The following is a 16,674-nucleotide window of genomic DNA, read 5'->3' as shown; positions in this document are numbered from 1 at the left end:
AGTGTGCCCCCGTCTGTTGCAGCGTGTCACCCACCTGAGTGGATGATGCATGCAATGAGCCGTTTGCGGCCGGGGAAGTTCCTGATGCGGGGCTCAGGGATTTTGCGGACAACCGCGTGTCGATCGGCATGTCAGGTGCTGTTCTCAGGTGTTCGTCAGTCCGAGCTTGTCGAGCAACCCATTCAACTCCTCCAGCGAGCCGAAGGCAATGGCGACTTCGCCTTGTTCGCCGCGCTTGGTGCGTTTCTTGACGCGAATCTCGACCTGCGCGGTCAATGCATCGGAGAGTTCTTCCTCGATGCGCGCGATGTCGCGCGGCTTCTCTTTCGGCACGCGCAGCAGCGGTTGCTGGCGCGACGAGCCCATCTTCGTGACGAGCTTCTCGGCCTCGCGCACGCTGAGTTTCTTCGCGACGATCTCGGCGGCCCCGATGATCTGGTGCGCGCCGTCGAGCGGCAGCAGCGCGCGCGCATGGCCCATGTCGAGGTCGCCGGCCATCAGCATCTGCTGCACCGGCTCGGCGAGGTTCAGCAGGCGCAGCAGGTTGCTCGCCGCGCTGCGCGAACGGCCGACGGCCTGCGCCGCCTGCTCGTGCGTGAGGTGGAACTCGTTGACGAGGCGCGCGATGCCTTGCGCCTCTTCGAGCGGGTTCAGGTCTTCGCGCTGGATGTTCTCGATCAGCGCCATCGCCGCGGCGGCTTCGTCGGGCACCTCGCGCACCAGCACCGGCACCTCGTCGAGGCCGGCCAGCTTCGCGGCCCGCGTGCGGCGTTCGCCGGCGATGATCTCGTAGCGGTTGGGCGCGACCGGCCGCACCAGCACCGGCTGCATGATGCCCTGCGCCTTGATGCTCTCGGCGAGCTCGTACAGCGAGCCTTCGTCCATGCGGGTGCGCGGCTGGTACTTGCCGGGCTGCAGCTGAGTCAGCTTCAGCGTGCGCGGCGTGCCGTCGTTGACCGGAACGGGGTTGTCGTTGACCGTGGGGCCGAGCAATGCTTCGAGGCCGAGGCCGAGGCCTTTGGGTTTCTTGGTTGCCATCCGGGCATTTTCCCCGATCACCCGGCGCGGGCCGTCGTCGACTGCAGCGATTGCAGCAGCGCGCGTCCGTCGGGCCAGGCGCCGAGCCCGGAGTCGCCGTTGATGTGGCCGCGCGGGCCGATGTCGACCTGCCGGCTGCCCCACGCGCGGACCATGCCGGCGGCGCGCTCGGGCGCGCAGAACGGGTCGTCGCTGCTGGTGACGGCGATGCTCGCGAAGGGCAGGGCCTGGCGGGCGATCGGGCGCCACGGCGTCAGCTGCGGCGGCATGTCGACGCGCTCGATGTCGGGCGGCGCGACCAGCAAGGCGCCGCGCACGCGGGCCGTGTGGCGCGAATGTGCAGCCCAGGCGGCGACCAGCTGGCAGCCCAGGCTGTGCGCGGCGAGCAGCGCGGGGCGCTCGTCCTGCAGCAGCACGTCTTCGAGGCGGGCCATCCAGTCGCCACGCTTCGGCCACAGCCAGTCGGCCTGTTCGACGCGGAGGTCGCCGTGTTCACGTTCCCAGAGGCTTTGCCAATGGCCGGGGCCGGAGTTCTCCCAGCCGGGGAGCAGGAGCACCCGCACGTCGTGCAGGGCTTGCGGGTGGGCGTTTGTCATGCAGGTGGCTTATCCTCGCGGTCCGAATTCTTTTTTTGGGCAGGTGGACGATTCAATGAAGCATCGCGTGTTTGTCGACGGTCAGGAAGGCACGACCGGTCTGCGCATCAACGAATACCTGGCGGCGCGCAGCGACGTCGAAGTGTTGCGCATCGATGCCGACCGACGCAAGGATGCCGCCGAACGCGCCCGCTTGCTGAATGCCGCCGACGTGGCCTTCCTGTGCCTGCCGGATGCGGCGTCGCGCGAAGCAGCGGCGCTGGTGACCAACGCCAACACCTGCCTGATCGACGCCAGCACGGCGCATCGCACGGTGCCGGGCTGGGTGTTCGGCCTGCCCGAACTGGCCGCCGACCAGCGCGAGCGCCTGCGCGGCAGCAAGCGCATCGCGAACCCGGGCTGCCACGCCAGCGCCTTCATCCTGCTGATGCGTCCGCTGGTGGATGCCGGCTTGGTGCCGGCCTCGCTCGGCGTCAGTGCCACGTCGATCACCGGCTATTCGGGTGGCGGCAAGAAGATGATCGAGCAGTACGAAGCGGGCGGCGACGCGCGCCTCGACGCGCCGCGGCCCTATGGCCTGACGCTCGCGCACAAGCACCTCCCCGAAATGATGGCGCACACCGGGCTCACGACGAAGCCGGTGTTCATGCCGATTGTTGGCAGCTTCTACAAGGGTCTGGCGGTGAGTGTGCCCTTGCATTTGTCGAGTTTGTCGGCGAGCGCGAGCGCAGAATCGGTGCATGCGGCGCTGAGCCGGCGCTATGAAGGCGAGCGCTTCGTGCGCGTGATGCCGCTGCGCGATGCGCCGACGCTCGAAGACGGCTTCTTCGACGTGCAGGCCTGCAATGACAGCAACCGCGTCGACCTCTTCGTGTTCGCCAGCGACGACCAACTGCTGCTGATGTCGCGCCTCGACAACCTGGGCAAGGGTGCCAGCGGCGCGGCGGTGCAGTCGATGAACGTGCACCTCGGGCTGGACGAAGGACTGGGGCTGTAAGACCCCGGAGCCAGCCTTCAGGCCGGGACGCCCTCGTTGGCCCGCGCGACCATCTCGGCCGCGAATTCGACAAAAGCCTGCGCACCGCGCGAGGCCGGGTCGAACACCACGCCCGGCAGGCCGTAGCTCGGCGCTTCGGCCAGGCGCACGTTGCGCGGGATCACGCTGTTGAAGACCTTGTCGCCGAAGTGCACCTTCAGCTGGTCGCTGACCTGCTGCTGCAGTGTGATGCGCGGATCGAACATCACGCGCAGCAGGCCGATCAGTTGCAGGTCGGGGTTCAGGTTGGCATGCACCTGCTTGATGGTGTTGACCAGGTCCGACAGCCCTTCGAGCGCGAAGTACTCGCACTGCATCGGCACCACCACGCCGTGCGCGCTGCACAGGCCGTTCAGCGTCAGCAGGCTCAAGGACGGCGGGCAGTCGATCAACACGAAGTCGTAGTCGGTGGTCACCGCCTCCAGCGCGGTCTTCAGCCGCTTGTCGCGCCGCTCCAGCTTGACCAGTTCGACCTCGGCGCCGGCCAGTTCGCGGTTCGCGCCCAGCACGTCGTAGCCGACCTTCTCGCTGCGCTGCCGGGCTTCGGCGATCGTCGCCGATTCCAGCAGCACGTCGTAGACGCTCAGCGACAGCGCCCGCTTGTCGATGCCCGAGCCCATGGTCGCGTTGCCCTGGGGATCCAGGTCGACGACGAGCACGCGCTGGCCGATCAGCGCCAGACCGGCGGCCAGGTTGACGGTGGTCGTCGTCTTGCCGACGCCGCCTTTTTGGTTCGCGATGCAGAAGATGCGGGTCATGGAGGAGGGCGGTGCTGGAAGAGGGATCAGTTGCTGCCGAGGCGAATGCCGAAGCCGATCAGGAAGATACCAGCCGCCTTCTGCAAGCACGCGGCCAATCGGCGATGCCGGCGGACTTTGTTCGACACCGACTGCGCAAAGGCGCACAGCGTGAGGCAGTAGGCGAGGGTGATCAACGCGATCGTCGCGGCCATCGCGGCAAAGGTGATCGCGCCGCGGTGCGTGGCCGGGTTGATGAACAGCGGGAAGAAGGCCATGTAGAACGCGATGGCCTTCGGATTCAGCAAGGTGATCAGGAAGGCTTGGCGCGCGTAGTCGCGGGGCTCGATGCGGATCGGCGAGGCATCCCCTGGCTTGGCCAGCAGCAGTCGCAGGCCGATCCAGGCCAGGTACGCCGCACCGCCGTACTGCACCAGCCGGAACGCGGTCGGATGGGAGGCGAGCAACGCGGCAACGCCACCGACGGCGAGCCACAGCAGGACCTGGTCGCCGGCGATCAGCCCGAACGTGGCGGCTGCACCGGCGCGGAATCCGCCCTTCGCGGTCGAGGTCAGCAAGGCCAGCGTGCCAGGGCCGGGCAGGGCCAGGAACAGCACGATGGCCAAGCAGAACGAGCCGTAGTCGGAGATGCCGAGCACCGTCATTCGGCGGCCCGCGGGCGGATCCAGATCAGGCAGCGCTCGGCGTCGAGGTCGGGCACTTGCAACGGTTCCACGTGAAACACATCGAGGATCGCCGGCAGCTCCGCGATCTCGGCGGTGGGCGGTTTGCCCTTCATCGCCATCCAGGTGCCGCCGGCCGGTGCGAGGTGCTTGGCGGTCAGCCGGGTGAAATCGCTCAGCGAGGCGAACGCACGGGACGTGACCACGTCAGCCTGGGCCGGTGGCATCTCCTCCACGCGCGCATGCTCGGAGCGAAGCTGGCGCAAGCCCAGCTCGGCCGCGGCTTGCTGAATGAAGCTGGCCTTCTTGCCGACGGTGTCGACGCAGGAGATGTGCCACTGCGGTTCGGCAATGGCGAGCACGACGCCGGGCAGGCCGGCCCCGCTGCCGACATCGAGCAGGCGCAGCGGTCGTCCGGCGGCATGTCGGCGCAGCGGCAGCACGACAGACAGGCTGTCGAGCAGGTGGTGGGTCAACATCTCGGCCGGGTCGCGCACCGCCGTCAGGTTGTAGACGCGGTTCCACTTCGCGATCAGGTCCTGGTAGGCGAGGAGGCGGGCCTGCTGGTCGGCATCGAGCGCGAGCCCTAGCCGTTCCAAACCGCTGGCGAGGGTGAGGGCCTCAGGCGGCTGCATCGGTTGGCGTCGTGTCGTTGCCCGCGCGGTCGGTCGCCATGAATTCCTTGAAGCGGCCCTTCTTCAGGTGAATCAGCAGCAGCGAAATGGCGGCCGGGGTGATGCCGGAGATGCGCGAGGCCTGCCCCAGTGTCTCGGGCCGGTGCTTCGTCAGCTTCTGCCGGGCCTCGAAACTGAGGGCGGTCACCTGGGTGTAGTCGAGTTCGGCCGGCAGGCGCAGGTTCTCGAAATGGGTGGCGCGCTCGACCTCGTCGTTTTGCTTGGTGATGTAGCCGGCGTACTTGATGCTGATCTCGGCCTGCTCGATCACCGTGTCGGCGAGTGTCTGACCCAGCTCGGCGTGGAGTGCCGCACGCGAGACGGCCGAGTCCGGCTTCGCGATGGCGGCGACCTCGGCGATGGCGTCGAAGCCGACGCCCGGGCGCCGGAGCAGGTCGGCCAGGCTGTATTCATGCTCGATGGCCTTGCCCAGCAAGCGCTCGGCATCGGCCGCCGGCAGCAGGTTGGGGTGCACCCAGGTTGAACGCAGCCGTTCGGTTTCACGTGAAACAGCATCGCGCTTGCGGTTGAAGGCAACCCAGCGCTCGTCGTCCACCAAGCCCATCTCACGGCCGACCTCGGTGAGCCGGAGGTCGGCGTTGTCCTCGCGCAGCTGCAGCCGGAATTCGGCGCGGCTGGTGAACATGCGGTAGGGCTCGGTCACGCCCTTGGTGATCAGGTCGTCGACGAGCACGCCCAGGTAGGCCTGGTCGCGGCGGGGCGTCCAGGCGTCGCGGCCTTGTACCTGGCGGGCGGCGTTGATGCCGGCGAACAGGCCTTGGGCTGCTGCCTCTTCGTAGCCGGTCGTTCCGTTGATCTGGCCGGCGAAGAACAACCCGTCGATCGACTTGGTCTCGAAGCTGGCCTTGAGGCCGCGCGGATCGAAGTAGTCGTACTCGATCGCATAACCGGGCCGAAGAATGTGCGCATTCTCCAAGCCCTGCATAGAGCGCACCGCCGCCAGCTGGATGTCGAAGGGCAGGCTGGTGCTGATGCCGTTCGGGTAGAACTCGTGCGTCGTCAGCCCTTCCGGCTCGAGGAAGATCTGGTGCGAGTCCTTGTCGGCAAAGCGGTTGATCTTGTCTTCGATGCTCGGGCAGTAGCGCGGCCCGACACCCTCGATCACGCCGGTGAACATCGGGCTGCGGTCGAAGCCGCTGCGGATGATCTCGTGCGTGCGCTCGTTGGTGTGCGTGATCCAGCAAGGCAGCTGGCGCGGGTGCTGCGACGCATGGCCCATGAAGCTGAACACCGGCATCGGGTCCAGGTCGCCCGGCTGTTCGGTGAGCTTCGAGAAGTCGATCGTGCGACCGTCCAGGCGTGGCGGCGTGCCGGTCTTCAACCGACCTTGCGGCAGCTTCAGTTCCTTCAGGCGGGCGGACAGCGACACCGCAGGAGGATCGCCGGCGCGGCCGCCGGCATGGTTCTGCAGCCCGACGTGGATGCGGCCGTCGAGGAAGGTGCCGGCCGTCAGCACGACGGTCCGGGCGCGAAAGCGGATGCCGACCTGCGTGACGGCGCCAACCACCCGATCGCCTTCAACGATCAGATCGTCGACCGCCTGCTGAAACAGCGTCAGGTTCGGCTGGTTCTCCAGCCGCTGGCGGATGGCCGCCTTGTAGAGAATGCGGTCCGCCTGCGCGCGGGTGGCGCGGACGGCCGGGCCCTTCGAGCCGTTGAGGATGCGGAACTGGATGCCGGCTTCATCGGTGGCGCTCGCCATCGCGCCGCCGAGCGCATCGACCTCCTTGACCAGGTGCCCCTTGCCGATGCCGCCGATCGACGGGTTGCAGCTCATCTGGCCCAGCGTCTCGATGTTGTGTGTCAGCAGCAAGGTGTTGCAGCCCATGCGGGCCGCGGCGAGCGCGGCCTCGGTGCCGGCATGGCCGCCGCCGACGACAATCACGTCGAAATCATGGGGGAACAACATGGGGGCTCCGGTTGGGGTTGCAGCGGCGGTCGTCCGCGCTGCAGGCGCAGGGCGCGAGGGGCGCCGGCGAGGGCTGAATTTTAGGCGGGGGCCGGCTTCCCGTCATCCGTTGTCGCAGCCTGCCGTGCGTGCGGCGTGGTTTCATCGACACCTTGGTTTCACGTGGAACAACTGATGAATGCGAGTTTGGCTTGCCGATCCGGTTGTGGCGCCTGCTGCACCGCGCCGTCGATCAGCACACCGATTCCCGGCATGCCCGAGGGCAAGCCGGCGGGGGTGCCGTGCGTTCAACTCGACGCGCAACGGCGCTGCAAGATCTTCGGGCGCCCGGATCGGCCAGCAGTCTGTGGATCGCTGCAACCCAGCGCCGAGATGTGCGGCGTCGACGCCGATCATGCGATCCGCTGGTTGACCCGGCTCGAGCGCGAGACCTCGCCGCAGCTCGGCGAACACCCGCTGCGGCTACCCCCAATGCCGAACGCGGGGCCGCTCTCTAGACTGGTCCATCCTGACTGAGCGGAGACCTCCACATGCCATTCGAATCCATCACCCGCCGCACCTGGCTCGCGGCCGCGGCGGCCGGCAGCCTTCCGTCGATCGGCTGGGGGCAGGGTGCCGCCTGGCCGACCAAGCCGATCCGCTTCGTCGTGCCATTCGCGCCGGGCGGCAGCTCGGAGATCGTGGCCCGCTCGACCGCCGTCGAGTTGGGCAAGGGCCTGGGCCAGACGGTCTATGTCGAGAACAAGCCCGGCGGCAGCGGCAACATCGCGATGGCCGACGTGGCCCACGCCGAAGATCAGCACACGCTGATCCTGGGCCACATCGGCACGCTGGCCGTGAACCCGTTCATGTACGACAAGCTGCCGTACGACCCGATCAAGGATTTCCGCCCCATCACCTTGCTGGCCAAGGTGCCCAGCCTCTACGTCGTCCACCCGGACGTGCCGGCCAAGAACCTGAAGGAGTTCATCGCGCTGGTGCGCAGCAAGCCGGGGCAGTTGAACTTCGGCTCCGCCGGCAACGGCAGCGCGGGGCACCTGGCGATGGAGTACCTGAAGGCCGTCGCCAACCTGTTCATCGTGCATGTGCCGTACCGCGGCACCGGTCCGCAGCTGACGGACCTGCTGGCGGGGCGCCTCGATGCCGCCTCGGTCGGTGCGCCGGCGATCCTGCAGTTCATCAAGGCCGGCAAGCTGCGTTGCCTGGCCACCGGGTCGAAGCAACGCCTGGCGCAACTGCCCGACGTGCCGACCGTGGCCGAGCAGGGCTTCCCGAACTTCGAGATGACGCAGTGGTACGGGTTGCTGGCCCCGTCCAGCCTCGCGCAAACGTATGCGGACCGCCTCGCGGTGGAGGCCGCGAAGGCCATCCGCTCCCAGGCCGCGAAAGAGCGGCTGGAAGGCGATGCGGCCGAGGCGATCGGCAACACGCCGGCGCAGTTCGCGCAGTTCATCGCGCAGGAACAGGCACGCTGGAAGCCGGTGATCACGCGGGCGCGCATCAAGCCGGACTGAGCTTCCGATCGTCCGCCGCTCATCTGGCAACGGTGGAACTGAACCACGATCGACGCGCTTCCCGGCGTTTTGCCGGCGGCGGGCCCGTGGGAGCATCCGCGGACACGGTCTGACGGCGGCGCTGGGTTGCCGCCGACACCGTGGCTGGATCGTCGTCCATGGTGTTGAAGTTTCGTCAACTGCTGCGTCGGATTGCCTCTTCGGTCAAGTTCAAGATCGTTGCGGCCGGCGTGGTCACGGCAGTTGCCGCGACGGCGGTGACGACGCACTTCGTGCTGTCGACCACGCAGAGCCGCTCGCGGCAGCAACTGCTGCTGCAGAGCGCGAACGACGTGGAGCGCACGGCCAGCCTGCTGTCCAGCAAGCTCGAGCTGCTGCAGACGGCGCTGCAAGGTGTCGCGAGCCAGGTGCGGCCCGAACTGCTGCGCGACCGACCCGCGCTGACGCAGTTCCTGATCGACAAGCCATCCGCCGGCCTGCTGTTCGATTCCGTCTTCATCCTGGCCCCGAACGGGGATCTGCTGGTGCGCCTCGAGAAGGGCGTGCCGGGCACCAAGCTTCCGAACCTGGCCGACCGCGAGTACTTCCAGCGCGCGATGCGCGAAAAGCTGCCGGTGGTGTCGCGACCGCTGGTCAGCGCGATCAGCCATGCGGCCGTCCTGATCTTCGCGGTGCCGGTGCGGCAGGTCGATGGAGAGGTCACGGCGGTCGTCGGTGGCGCGTTGCGCCTGGACAAGACCGGGCTGCTGTCGTTCCTGCGGGATTCGTCCGGCCGCGACAACTCGCGCGATCTCGTGATCGACAAGAGCGGGCAGATCCTGGCGCATGCCGATCCGCAGCGCATCCTGGGCCATGCGCGCGAGGAGATCGGCCTGAGCGCCGAGTTCCAGCGCTGGGTCCTGGATGGCAGCACGATCCACGTGGAGGGCACGGCCACGGTGACCCACGGTTACCTGGTGGCGCTGGCCGGCGTGCCGGCCGCGGAATGGATGCTCGTCCACGTCACCCCCGAAACCGATGCGATGCAATCGCTGGCCGCCGCGCGCGACACGGCCTGGCGCGTCGGCGCGCTGGTGGGCCTGGCGGCGGCCTTGCTCGCGGGCTTGCTGGCCTGGTTCATCACGCGGCCCATCTCGCGCCTGCATGCGCGGGCGATGAGCCTGCTCGACGACGAGGCACCCCTGCGCGGCGACTGGCCGCGCGGTGGTGGCGAGATCGGTGCGCTGTCGCGCGCCTTCCAGCATGTCGTCGAACAGCGGGCGCTGCGGGGCCGCGAGACCCATCGTCTGCTGATGCAGCTGCAGGCCGTCCTGGATGCGGCGCATGCCGGCATCGCGCTCACGCGCGAAGGACGGTTCGAGCTGGTGAGCCGGCATTTCTGCGAGCTGTTCGGACGCGACAAGGCCGAGCTGCTGGGGCACGACACGCGGCAGGTCTTCGCGAGCGAATTGCAGCACCAGCAACTGAGCCAGCAGTCGCGCGACGCCTTGGGCGAGACCGGCGTGTTCGAGGCCGAGAGCCAACTCGTGCGGCGCGACGGCAGCACGTTCTGGGGCCACATCCGCGGCAGCCTGTTGCCCGACAGCGACCGGCGTGCCGGCATCATCTGGATCGTCGAGGACGTGACCGAGGCGCATGAACGCCATGCGCGGCTGTCGTGGTCGGCAACGCATGATGCGATGACGCGCCTGGCCAACAGGATGCAGTTCGAGAAGGTCCTCGAGGAGGCCACGCTGAGAGCGGGCGAGCAGCCGTTCTGCGCGTTGTTCATTGACCTCGACCGCTTCAAGGCCGTCAACGACAGCGCGGGGCATGCGGCCGGCGACGCGCTGCTGCGCGACATCGCCACGCAACTGCAGGACCGGGTGCGGCCATCGGACACGGTGGCACGCCTGGGGGGCGACGAGTTCGCCGTGCTGCTGCCGCACTGTCCGGTCAAGCGCGCGGTGGAACTGGCAGACGGCCTGAGGGCGGCGATCAACGGCTATCGCCTGGCCTGGGAGGGCCGCAGCCTCAGCGTGGGGGCGAGCATCGGCCTCGTGCACGTCGACGCCGGCTTCGTGAGCGCGGTCGACGTGCTGAAGGCCGCCGACATGGCCTGCTATGCCGCCAAGCGCGATGGACGCAACCAGGTGGTGGTCTATACCACTGCGATGGCCGCGGCTCAGAATCTGGTGGGGGTTTGAAGGGCCGGCCTCGCGGGAGCTGAGGCGGCCGGGCCAAGCCTGTTGTCACTTCGACAATTCAAAGCGCAACAGACCTGGCTTGGCACACTGACATTGACGAGATCAGGGACACCCCCGTCTCTTCGAGGGAACCTCGCTGCGGTGACAGCCGCTCACGGGTTCCTCTTCGATTTACTACTTCCTCCGCTGAGTTCGTTGCAGTGATCCCGGGAATTTGGAGCGCCCGATCACTGCTCGATCAACTTCTTGCCTAACCTTGCCTTGCAAGCACTGCTGTTGACGCAGCAGTCAGAACATCTCACCAAGTCTTGTTCGGCAGGTCGGTGCCGCCGCTGATCAGACGCAGCAACTTGCTGTCGAGAACGACGGGCTCATTGCGAACGATCTTCGACTCGCTCTCGAAGCGAACCTTGTCGTTCGATTGCGTCGAAGGGATCAGTGTGATTGCTTGTTGCATGAGGAGCTCCTGGCTTGCTGCGTGCACGCCAACTCGTGCACTGGCTCTATTGCAGCAGCCCCCCTCGTTTGCGGTAACTGTCAGCTCTTACAGGTATCGCTGCACGCCAAGTTCGGGCAGTGCAAAACTCAACGAATCAGCCCCATGCGCAAGGCCTTCAGAACGGCCTGATGCTTGTTGACGCATCCTAGTTTGTGCATCGCATTGTTCACATGCAGTACAGCAGTTCGCTCGCTGATACCGAGGATGTTGCCGACTTCCCACGCGGTCTTGCCATCCATCGTCCATCGAAGAGTCTCAACCTCGCGAGGTGTGAGTGGCGAAGCCCCCGGCTCCTGTGCCGCCGGGATGAGGATGCGAGAAGCGCCCTCGTAGGCATGCACTGCGAACAGTTGCAGGTCGGCCACGATACGCGTCAGTTCCTGGCGGTCGGAAGGCAACGCCTTGTCTCGCTCAACCCCCAACACGAAGTGCTTTCCGTCCGGCAGATGAAGCGCCAAGCCGATGCCACAGCTGTAGCCGAATCGCGCCTGCTGTTCCCATTTCTCGCCGAGCCCACGCGAGGTGTAGGTATCTTGGTCCCAGATGATCGGCACGCTCTGCCGCTTGCAGTGCTGCATCACCGGGTCCTTGCTGCCGTTGCTCACGGCCTCATAGGTCTCGCGATATGCCGCAGGCGCGTTGTCGACCGCGATGAACTCCGGCTCGCCCAGGAAGTGGTCGATGACCGTTGTCGCGCTGACCTTCTCGAAGCCGAGCTGCTGCGTGAAGCGAACGATTTCCCCGAGGAACTCGTCGCGGCTTCCCGCCTGCAGCACTGACATGTACCCACCTTGCAGCATGGTCCTCTCACCTCGCAACCGTTTGCTTCGTCCTCACTACCTCAAGCGACCTGACAGGTCTTACAGCTGACAGAAATTACAGCTGGCAAGGTTTACAGCTTGGCGTGCCCTGGACTTGACCACATTATTGGCCAATCACAAAACTCAGGGATCAACACGATCAACCGCTATGACGCCTGCATGGACCATCTACGCCTGGCCACCCGTCAAGTGGCAAGCGGACAGCACCCCCGATCTTCACTTCGTTCACCTGGGCACCCGCGTGCTGAATCCCGGTGATGACGACGGCCCGAGCACCGGCCAGACGCTGTGGGGCGGGCCACTCTCCGAAGGCGCGGCCGGCGTGGCCTGGGACTGGGTCCAGCTCGAGCAAGGCATCGTCGCGATGGCCGACCCGCTCGGCCTGATCACCAACCTGCAGCTGCTGGGCGCCGGCGGCGAGAAGCTCAGCGGCATGGAAGTGGCGATGCGGCTCAACGAGATCGTGCACACGCTGCCGTGGCAGAACGAGGTGCAGCGGGCACTGGACCGCGCGGCGTGAGGGTCGCGCCGCGTCAGCCCGCTGCCAGCACCATCTCGGTGTGCGGGATCCCGTCTTCCATGTAGCGCTCGCCAACCACCTCGAACCCGAAGCTCGCGTAGAACGCCTCCAGGCGCGACTGCGCCGAGATGCGGATCCCGTGTCCGGGCAGCACCTCGCGCGCATGCGCGATCGCGCGCCGCACCAGCTCGCGGCCCAGGCCCAGCCCGCGCGCGGCCTCGCCGGTGATCACCCGTCCGATCGACGGCTCCACATACTTCGCGCCAGGCGGCAGCAGCCGCGCGTATGCCAGCGGCTGGCGCTGCGAAGGCAACCACGCGGCCAGGTGCCATGCCGCTTCGTCATGGCCGTCGACATCGAGGTACGCGCAGTTCTGTTCGACCGAGAAGACCTGCTGGCGCGTCATGTAGATGTCGTGCAGCTCGCGCAGCGAGAGTTCGTCGAAGCGGCAGAAGCGCCATTGCAGCGCGTCGAGGGAAAGGGGTGCAGTGCTCATCCCGACATGATGCCCGCCGTCCGGGGCGTCGTCATCTCTAGCGGACGGCCGCGGCGCGCAGGTGCCGCGCGACGAAGACGACGCTCACCACCGTCAGCACGGTGCACACGGCCAGCGAGATCGCGATCGGCTGCATCGCCAGCACCTCGCCCTTCAGCACGCGCGTCATCAGCGTGAACTGCGCGAGGCCCGGCACCCACGCGTGCCACCAGGCCTCGCCGCCCTGGTTGAAGAGGGTCATCAGCGGCAGCAGCGAGGCCGCCAGCACCACCACCGTGCTGTTCGCCTGCGCTTCCTTGAAGGTCTTGCAGCGGATCGCCACCGCCATCAGCAAGGCCGACAGCGCCGCCGCCAGCGGCAGCAGCAACGCGATGAACAGCAGCGCCTCGACCCAGCCGAACTGGAACATCGCCTGCAGCGTGTCGCTGCGCAGCAGCCACTGCGCCGGCAGGAAGCTCAGGCAGCACAGCACCGCGATCAGCATCGCGAGCGCGAACACCGCGCCCCATTTGCCGCCGACCAGCGCCCAGCGCGGCGCCGGGTTGGCCAGCAGCGGCTCCAGCGACCCGCGCTCGCGCTCGCCGGCAGTCGTGTCGAGCGCGGAATTCAGCGCGCCGTAGACCACCGCCATGATCACGAAGAACGGCAGCATGCCGGTGAGCTGCGCGGCGCGGCCCTGCGCGCTGGCGAGGTCGTGCTCCTCGACCTGCATCGGCTCCAGCAGCTGTGGCGACACGCCGCGCAGCGCGAGGCTCAGCGTGCCGCGCTCGCGGGCGTACGCCGCCAGCAGCCTCTGCACGCGGCCGGCACCGGCTTCGGCCGCCTTGTTGCCGGTGTCGGAGACGATCTGCAGCACCGGCTGCTCGCCGCGCACCAGCGCGGCCTCGAAGCCGGGCGGGATCACCAGCACCGGGTCGCCGAGCTTCTGCGCCCGCAGCTTCGCCTCGTAGTCGGCCGGGGCAGGCGTCACGACGTAGCTCTGCCGTTCGATGAAGTTGCGCAGCGCCGGCGCATGCTCGATGCCGGCGACGACGACCTCGCGCTTCTCGGCCTGCGCCTCCAGCGTCGCGATCAGGCCCGACAGCGCGACCAGCACCAGCGGTCCGAGCAGCACGCTGGAGATGAGCACGACGATCAGCGTGCGGCGGTCGCGCAGCGCATCGGCCAGCTCCTTGCGCAGCACGATGGCCAGCAACGACAGGCCGCTCATGCCGAAGCCTCCAGATGCACCGGGTGCGCGAGCTCCTCGGCAAAGGCGAGTTTCACGAAGGCCTCCTCGAAATCCTGCTCGCCGGTCTGCGCGAGCAGCTCGGCGACCGTGCCGCTGGCGACGGTGCGGCCGTGCGCGACGACCGAGACGCTGTCGCACAGCCGCTCCACCTCTTGCATGATGTGCGTCGAGAACACGATGCACTTGCCGCCGCCGGCCGGGCTGCGCAGATGGCGCAGCACCTCGCGCAGCGCGCGCGTGGCGAGCACGTCCAGCCCGTTGGTCGGCTCGTCCAGCACGATGTTCGCCGGGTCGTGCACCAGCGCGCGGGCCAGCGCGGTCTTCATGCGCTCGCCCTGGCTGAAGCCGTCGGTGCGGCGTTCGAGCAGCGGCTTCAGGTCGAGCGACTCGGCCAGCGCCTCGGCGCGCGCATGGGCGGCGTCGCGCGTGAGCCCCTGCAGCCGGCCGTAGTAGACGATGTTCTCGCGCGCGCTGAGCCGCGGCGACAGCCCGCGCGCGTCGGCCAGCACGCCCATGCGCGCGAGCGCGGCCCGCGGCTGCGTCGCGACGTCGAGCCCATCGACCTCGAGCCGGCCGGCATCCGGCGTGATCAGCCCGGCCAGCATGCGCAGCGTCGTCGTCTTGCCGGCGCCGTTCGGCCCGAGCAGGCCGGTGATGCAGCCGTCGGGGGCATTCAGATACACGTCGGCGACGGCCTGCACGCTGCGCCCGCGCGCGGCGGTGAAGCGCTTGGCCACGTGGTCGATGCGGATCATGTCGGCGCTCCGGGTTGCAGCGGCACGAAGGCCGGCGGACGTGGCACCGCGACCAGGCAGGTGGTGTCGAGCGCGAGTGCCGCGGCGTCGTCGGCCGCGTCGATGAAGCGCTGGATCAGGTCGCGCGCGCAGCCGACGCCCATCACGCCGTGGCCGGCGTTCGGCACCACCACCGAGCGCGCCTGCGCCCCGAGCGCGCGGGCGACGCGGTCGGCATGGCGTGGCGGCGTGATCGGGTCCAGCCCGCCGCTCAGCAGCAGCACCGGCGTCGCGCTGACCGACAAGCGGTAGAAGGAGTCGGGCACCGCGCCGCGCGGCCAGTCGGCGCAGACGCGTGCGTACAGAGCGCCGAGCGTGCGGCCGAAGTCGGCGCCGGGCGGGTCGCTGGCCTGGGCCATGCGCGGCGCGTCTTCCGCGCAGACGACGCTGAAATGCATGCCCATCGCGAGGCCCATACCCTTGCGCGCACTCAGCAAGCCACCCAGCCCGACCAGGCCTTCGAAGCGGCCCTGCGCTGCGTCGTGCAGCGCGCTCGGCAACGCGGCGGCGATCCACGGTGCATACAGCGTGCCGCGCACCGCCCCCAGCACCATCTCGCGCGTCAGCATGAAGCGTTCGATGCGCCCGCTCAGCGGATGCGGAACGCCGACCTCGCGCGGCAGTCCGGCGAGCAGCGCCTTCCAGTCGGCACGCAGCGCTGGATGCGCGCGCGTGCAGGCGGCCTCGGCCTCGCAGGCGGCGAGCAGCGAATCGAAGGCCTGCTGGCCATCGGTCGAGAAGCTGACCGGCAGCACCATGTCGGGTGGCGCGACGCCGTCGAGCACGCTGCGCCGCAGGCGGTCCGGGAACTGGCGCTGGTACTCCAGCGCGGCCCGCGTGCCGTACGACGCGCCGACCAGGTCGATGCGCGGTGCGCCCAGTTGTGCCCGCACGGCATCGAGGTCCTGCATCGCGAGCGTGGTCGTGAAGAAGCCGAGGTCGGCTGGCGCGGCGAGCGGGGCGCGCGCCGCGAGGCGGTCGCGGCAGGCGGCCATGCGGGCGAACTGCCGGGCCGGGTCGGCCTCGCCGGCCAGTCCCGGTTCGGGCCCGTCGTCGCAGGCGAGCGGCGCCGAGCGGCCGGTGCCGCGCTGGTCGACGAACACGATGTCGCGCCGGTTGTTCAGGCGCTGGAACAGCGGCATCACGCTGCCGGCCAGCGTGATCGCGCTCTGGCCCGGCCCGCCCGCCAGCAGGAACACCGGGTCGGGCAGCTTGCGCCGGGCCATCGCCGGCACGACAACGTAGTGCACGTCGATCTGCGGACCCGCCGGCCGGGCCGGATCGAGCGGGCGCCGCACCTGGCCGCAGCGCACCTCGTTGCGCAGGCCGGCCACGCGGCAGGGCGTCGTCGCCTCGTCGGCGGCGCGGGCCGGCACGGCCGCAACGGCGAGCAGGGCAGCCAGCGCCGCGGCAAGCAGCGTGCGGGTCATTCGCCCAGCAGCCGCTTCAGCTCGCCGCTGTCGATCAGCCGCTGCACGTCGGTCTGCCCGCCGACCAGCGTGCCCTTGACGAACACCATCGGGAAGGTCGGCCAGCCGGTCCACATCTTCAGCGCCGCGCGGCGCCGCCACAGGCTGAAATAGCTGCCGTACTCCAGGTAGTGGTGCGCGATGCCGACGGCTTCGAGCGCCCGGCGCACGCCGCGGCAGTGCGGGTTCTGCGCCATGCCGACCACCAGCACCGGGTTCGACGCGGCGGCGGCCTGCACGTTGTGGACGATGTCCGCGTTCAGCGTCGCGACCTTCTCGCGGATCGCCGGGTGCAATCGGGATTCTTCAAGGACTTGGCGCGGCATGCGGGCTCCAGTGCACTTCGGTGCAAAGGCGGGAGATTAGCCGACACGGGCACCTCCTCGGCCCCGATGGCGCCGGCCGCACGCACGCTGTGTAATACCGGGGTCCGCCACCCCGACGAAGGTT

The 16,674-nt window shown here is 68.5% G+C and carries 18 protein-coding genes; 5 read left to right on the top strand and 13 right to left on the bottom strand.

Annotation, left to right across the window (positions count from 1 at the left end; all coding sequences use genetic code 11):
- Nucleotides 1-144 precede the first annotated feature (144 nt).
- Both BUE42_RS23755 and BUE42_RS23750 read right to left on the bottom strand, forming a co-directional pair.
- Nucleotides 145-1,038, bottom strand: a complete 894-nt coding sequence (locus BUE42_RS23755) for a ParB/RepB/Spo0J family partition protein (RefSeq protein ID WP_073467761.1) — start codon at nt 1,036-1,038, stop codon at nt 145-147.
- A 17-nt stretch (nt 1,039-1,055) separates the two neighbouring features.
- The gene (locus BUE42_RS23750) at nt 1,056-1,634 is read right to left on the bottom strand and encodes an RBBP9/YdeN family alpha/beta hydrolase (protein ID WP_200799018.1); all 579 of its coding nucleotides are present in this window, start codon (nt 1,632-1,634) and stop codon (nt 1,056-1,058) included.
- A 55-nt stretch (nt 1,635-1,689) separates the two neighbouring features.
- Here BUE42_RS23750 and argC point away from each other — a divergent pair, with 55 nt between their 5' ends.
- Complete coding sequence (gene argC / locus BUE42_RS23745) at nt 1,690-2,631, top strand: N-acetyl-gamma-glutamyl-phosphate reductase (RefSeq protein WP_073467760.1); 942 nt, start codon at nt 1,690-1,692, stop codon at nt 2,629-2,631.
- Between the two features lie 17 nt (nt 2,632-2,648).
- Here argC and BUE42_RS23740 read toward each other — a convergent pair whose 3' ends face one another.
- Genes BUE42_RS23740 through mnmG form a run of 4 tightly spaced genes read right to left on the bottom strand, consistent with a single transcriptional unit; the run spans nt 2,649 to nt 6,694 of the window.
- Nucleotides 2,649-3,428, bottom strand: a complete 780-nt coding sequence (locus BUE42_RS23740) for a ParA family protein (protein ID WP_073467759.1) — start codon at nt 3,426-3,428, stop codon at nt 2,649-2,651.
- Nucleotides 3,429-3,454: 26 nt separating this feature from the next.
- Nucleotides 3,455-4,066 carry a LysE family transporter gene (locus BUE42_RS23735; RefSeq protein ID WP_073467785.1) on the bottom strand — a complete coding sequence of 204 codons (612 nt, stop codon included), beginning with the start codon at nt 4,064-4,066 and terminating at the stop codon, nt 3,455-3,457.
- A 2-nt stretch (nt 4,067-4,068) separates the two neighbouring features.
- Nucleotides 4,069-4,725: a 16S rRNA (guanine(527)-N(7))-methyltransferase RsmG gene (rsmG, locus tag BUE42_RS23730; RefSeq protein WP_073467758.1), complete on the bottom strand. Its 657-nt coding sequence runs from the start codon at nt 4,723-4,725 to the stop codon at nt 4,069-4,071.
- Nucleotides 4,712-6,694: a tRNA uridine-5-carboxymethylaminomethyl(34) synthesis enzyme MnmG gene (gene mnmG, locus BUE42_RS23725; protein WP_073467757.1), complete on the bottom strand. Its 1,983-nt coding sequence runs from the start codon at nt 6,692-6,694 to the stop codon at nt 4,712-4,714. Before mnmG ends, rsmG begins: the two co-directional genes overlap by 14 nt.
- 174 nt (nt 6,695-6,868) lie before the next feature.
- Here mnmG and BUE42_RS23720 point away from each other — a divergent pair, with 174 nt between their 5' ends.
- From BUE42_RS23720 to BUE42_RS23710, 3 genes are all read left to right on the top strand, one after another.
- On the top strand, nt 6,869-7,210 hold the full coding sequence (locus BUE42_RS23720; protein WP_083614477.1) for a YkgJ family cysteine cluster protein: 342 nt from the start codon (nt 6,869-6,871) through the stop codon (nt 7,208-7,210).
- A 14-nt stretch (nt 7,211-7,224) separates the two neighbouring features.
- Nucleotides 7,225-8,208, top strand: coding sequence for a Bug family tripartite tricarboxylate transporter substrate binding protein (locus tag BUE42_RS23715; RefSeq protein ID WP_073467756.1), 984 nt, complete (start codon nt 7,225-7,227; stop codon nt 8,206-8,208).
- Nucleotides 8,209-8,366: 158 nt separating this feature from the next.
- Nucleotides 8,367-10,394 (top strand): diguanylate cyclase domain-containing protein, encoded by a 2,028-nt coding sequence (locus tag BUE42_RS23710; protein ID WP_073467755.1) that lies wholly within the window; start codon nt 8,367-8,369, stop codon nt 10,392-10,394.
- 298 nt (nt 10,395-10,692) lie between these two features.
- Here the strand turns inward: BUE42_RS23710 and BUE42_RS33170 are convergent, their stop codons facing one another.
- Nucleotides 10,693-10,851, bottom strand: a complete 159-nt coding sequence (locus BUE42_RS33170; protein ID WP_159445486.1) for a hypothetical protein — start codon at nt 10,849-10,851, stop codon at nt 10,693-10,695.
- A gap of 128 nt (nt 10,852-10,979) precedes the next feature.
- Nucleotides 10,980-11,675: a helix-turn-helix transcriptional regulator gene (locus tag BUE42_RS23705; RefSeq protein WP_159445485.1), complete on the bottom strand. Its 696-nt coding sequence runs from the start codon at nt 11,673-11,675 to the stop codon at nt 10,980-10,982.
- A 187-nt stretch (nt 11,676-11,862) separates the two neighbouring features.
- Between BUE42_RS23705 and BUE42_RS23700 the strand changes: the two genes are divergently transcribed.
- A complete protein-coding gene (locus BUE42_RS23700) occupies nt 11,863-12,234 on the top strand; it encodes a hypothetical protein (protein WP_047503652.1) in 372 nt (123 codons plus the stop codon).
- A 13-nt stretch (nt 12,235-12,247) separates the two neighbouring features.
- Here the strand turns inward: BUE42_RS23700 and BUE42_RS23695 are convergent, their stop codons facing one another.
- Genes BUE42_RS23695 through BUE42_RS23675 form a run of 5 tightly spaced genes read right to left on the bottom strand, consistent with a single transcriptional unit; the run spans nt 12,248 to nt 16,550 of the window.
- The gene (locus BUE42_RS23695) at nt 12,248-12,730 is read right to left on the bottom strand and encodes a GNAT family N-acetyltransferase (protein ID WP_073467753.1); all 483 of its coding nucleotides are present in this window, start codon (nt 12,728-12,730) and stop codon (nt 12,248-12,250) included.
- A gap of 37 nt (nt 12,731-12,767) precedes the next feature.
- A complete protein-coding gene (locus tag BUE42_RS23690) occupies nt 12,768-13,940 on the bottom strand; it encodes an ABC transporter permease (RefSeq protein ID WP_073467752.1) in 1,173 nt (390 codons plus the stop codon).
- On the bottom strand, nt 13,937-14,716 hold the full coding sequence (locus BUE42_RS23685) for an ABC transporter ATP-binding protein (RefSeq protein WP_073467751.1): 780 nt from the start codon (nt 14,714-14,716) through the stop codon (nt 13,937-13,939). The genes BUE42_RS23690 and BUE42_RS23685 overlap by 4 nt, the downstream gene beginning before the upstream one ends.
- Nucleotides 14,713-16,185 carry an alpha/beta hydrolase gene (locus BUE42_RS23680; RefSeq protein WP_073467750.1) on the bottom strand — a complete coding sequence of 491 codons (1,473 nt, stop codon included), beginning with the start codon at nt 16,183-16,185 and terminating at the stop codon, nt 14,713-14,715. The genes BUE42_RS23685 and BUE42_RS23680 overlap by 4 nt, the downstream gene beginning before the upstream one ends.
- Nucleotides 16,182-16,550, bottom strand: coding sequence for a glutaredoxin domain-containing protein (locus BUE42_RS23675; protein WP_073467749.1), 369 nt, complete (start codon nt 16,548-16,550; stop codon nt 16,182-16,184). Before BUE42_RS23675 ends, BUE42_RS23680 begins: the two co-directional genes overlap by 4 nt.
- Nucleotides 16,551-16,674: the final 124 nt, after the last annotated feature.

The organism is Rhizobacter sp. OV335, assembly GCF_900142965.1.
Taxonomy (GTDB): domain Bacteria; phylum Pseudomonadota; class Gammaproteobacteria; order Burkholderiales; family Burkholderiaceae_C; genus Rhizobacter.
The sequence above is the reverse complement of the archived record's forward strand: the minus strand, read 5'-3'. Positions and strand labels throughout refer to the sequence as shown.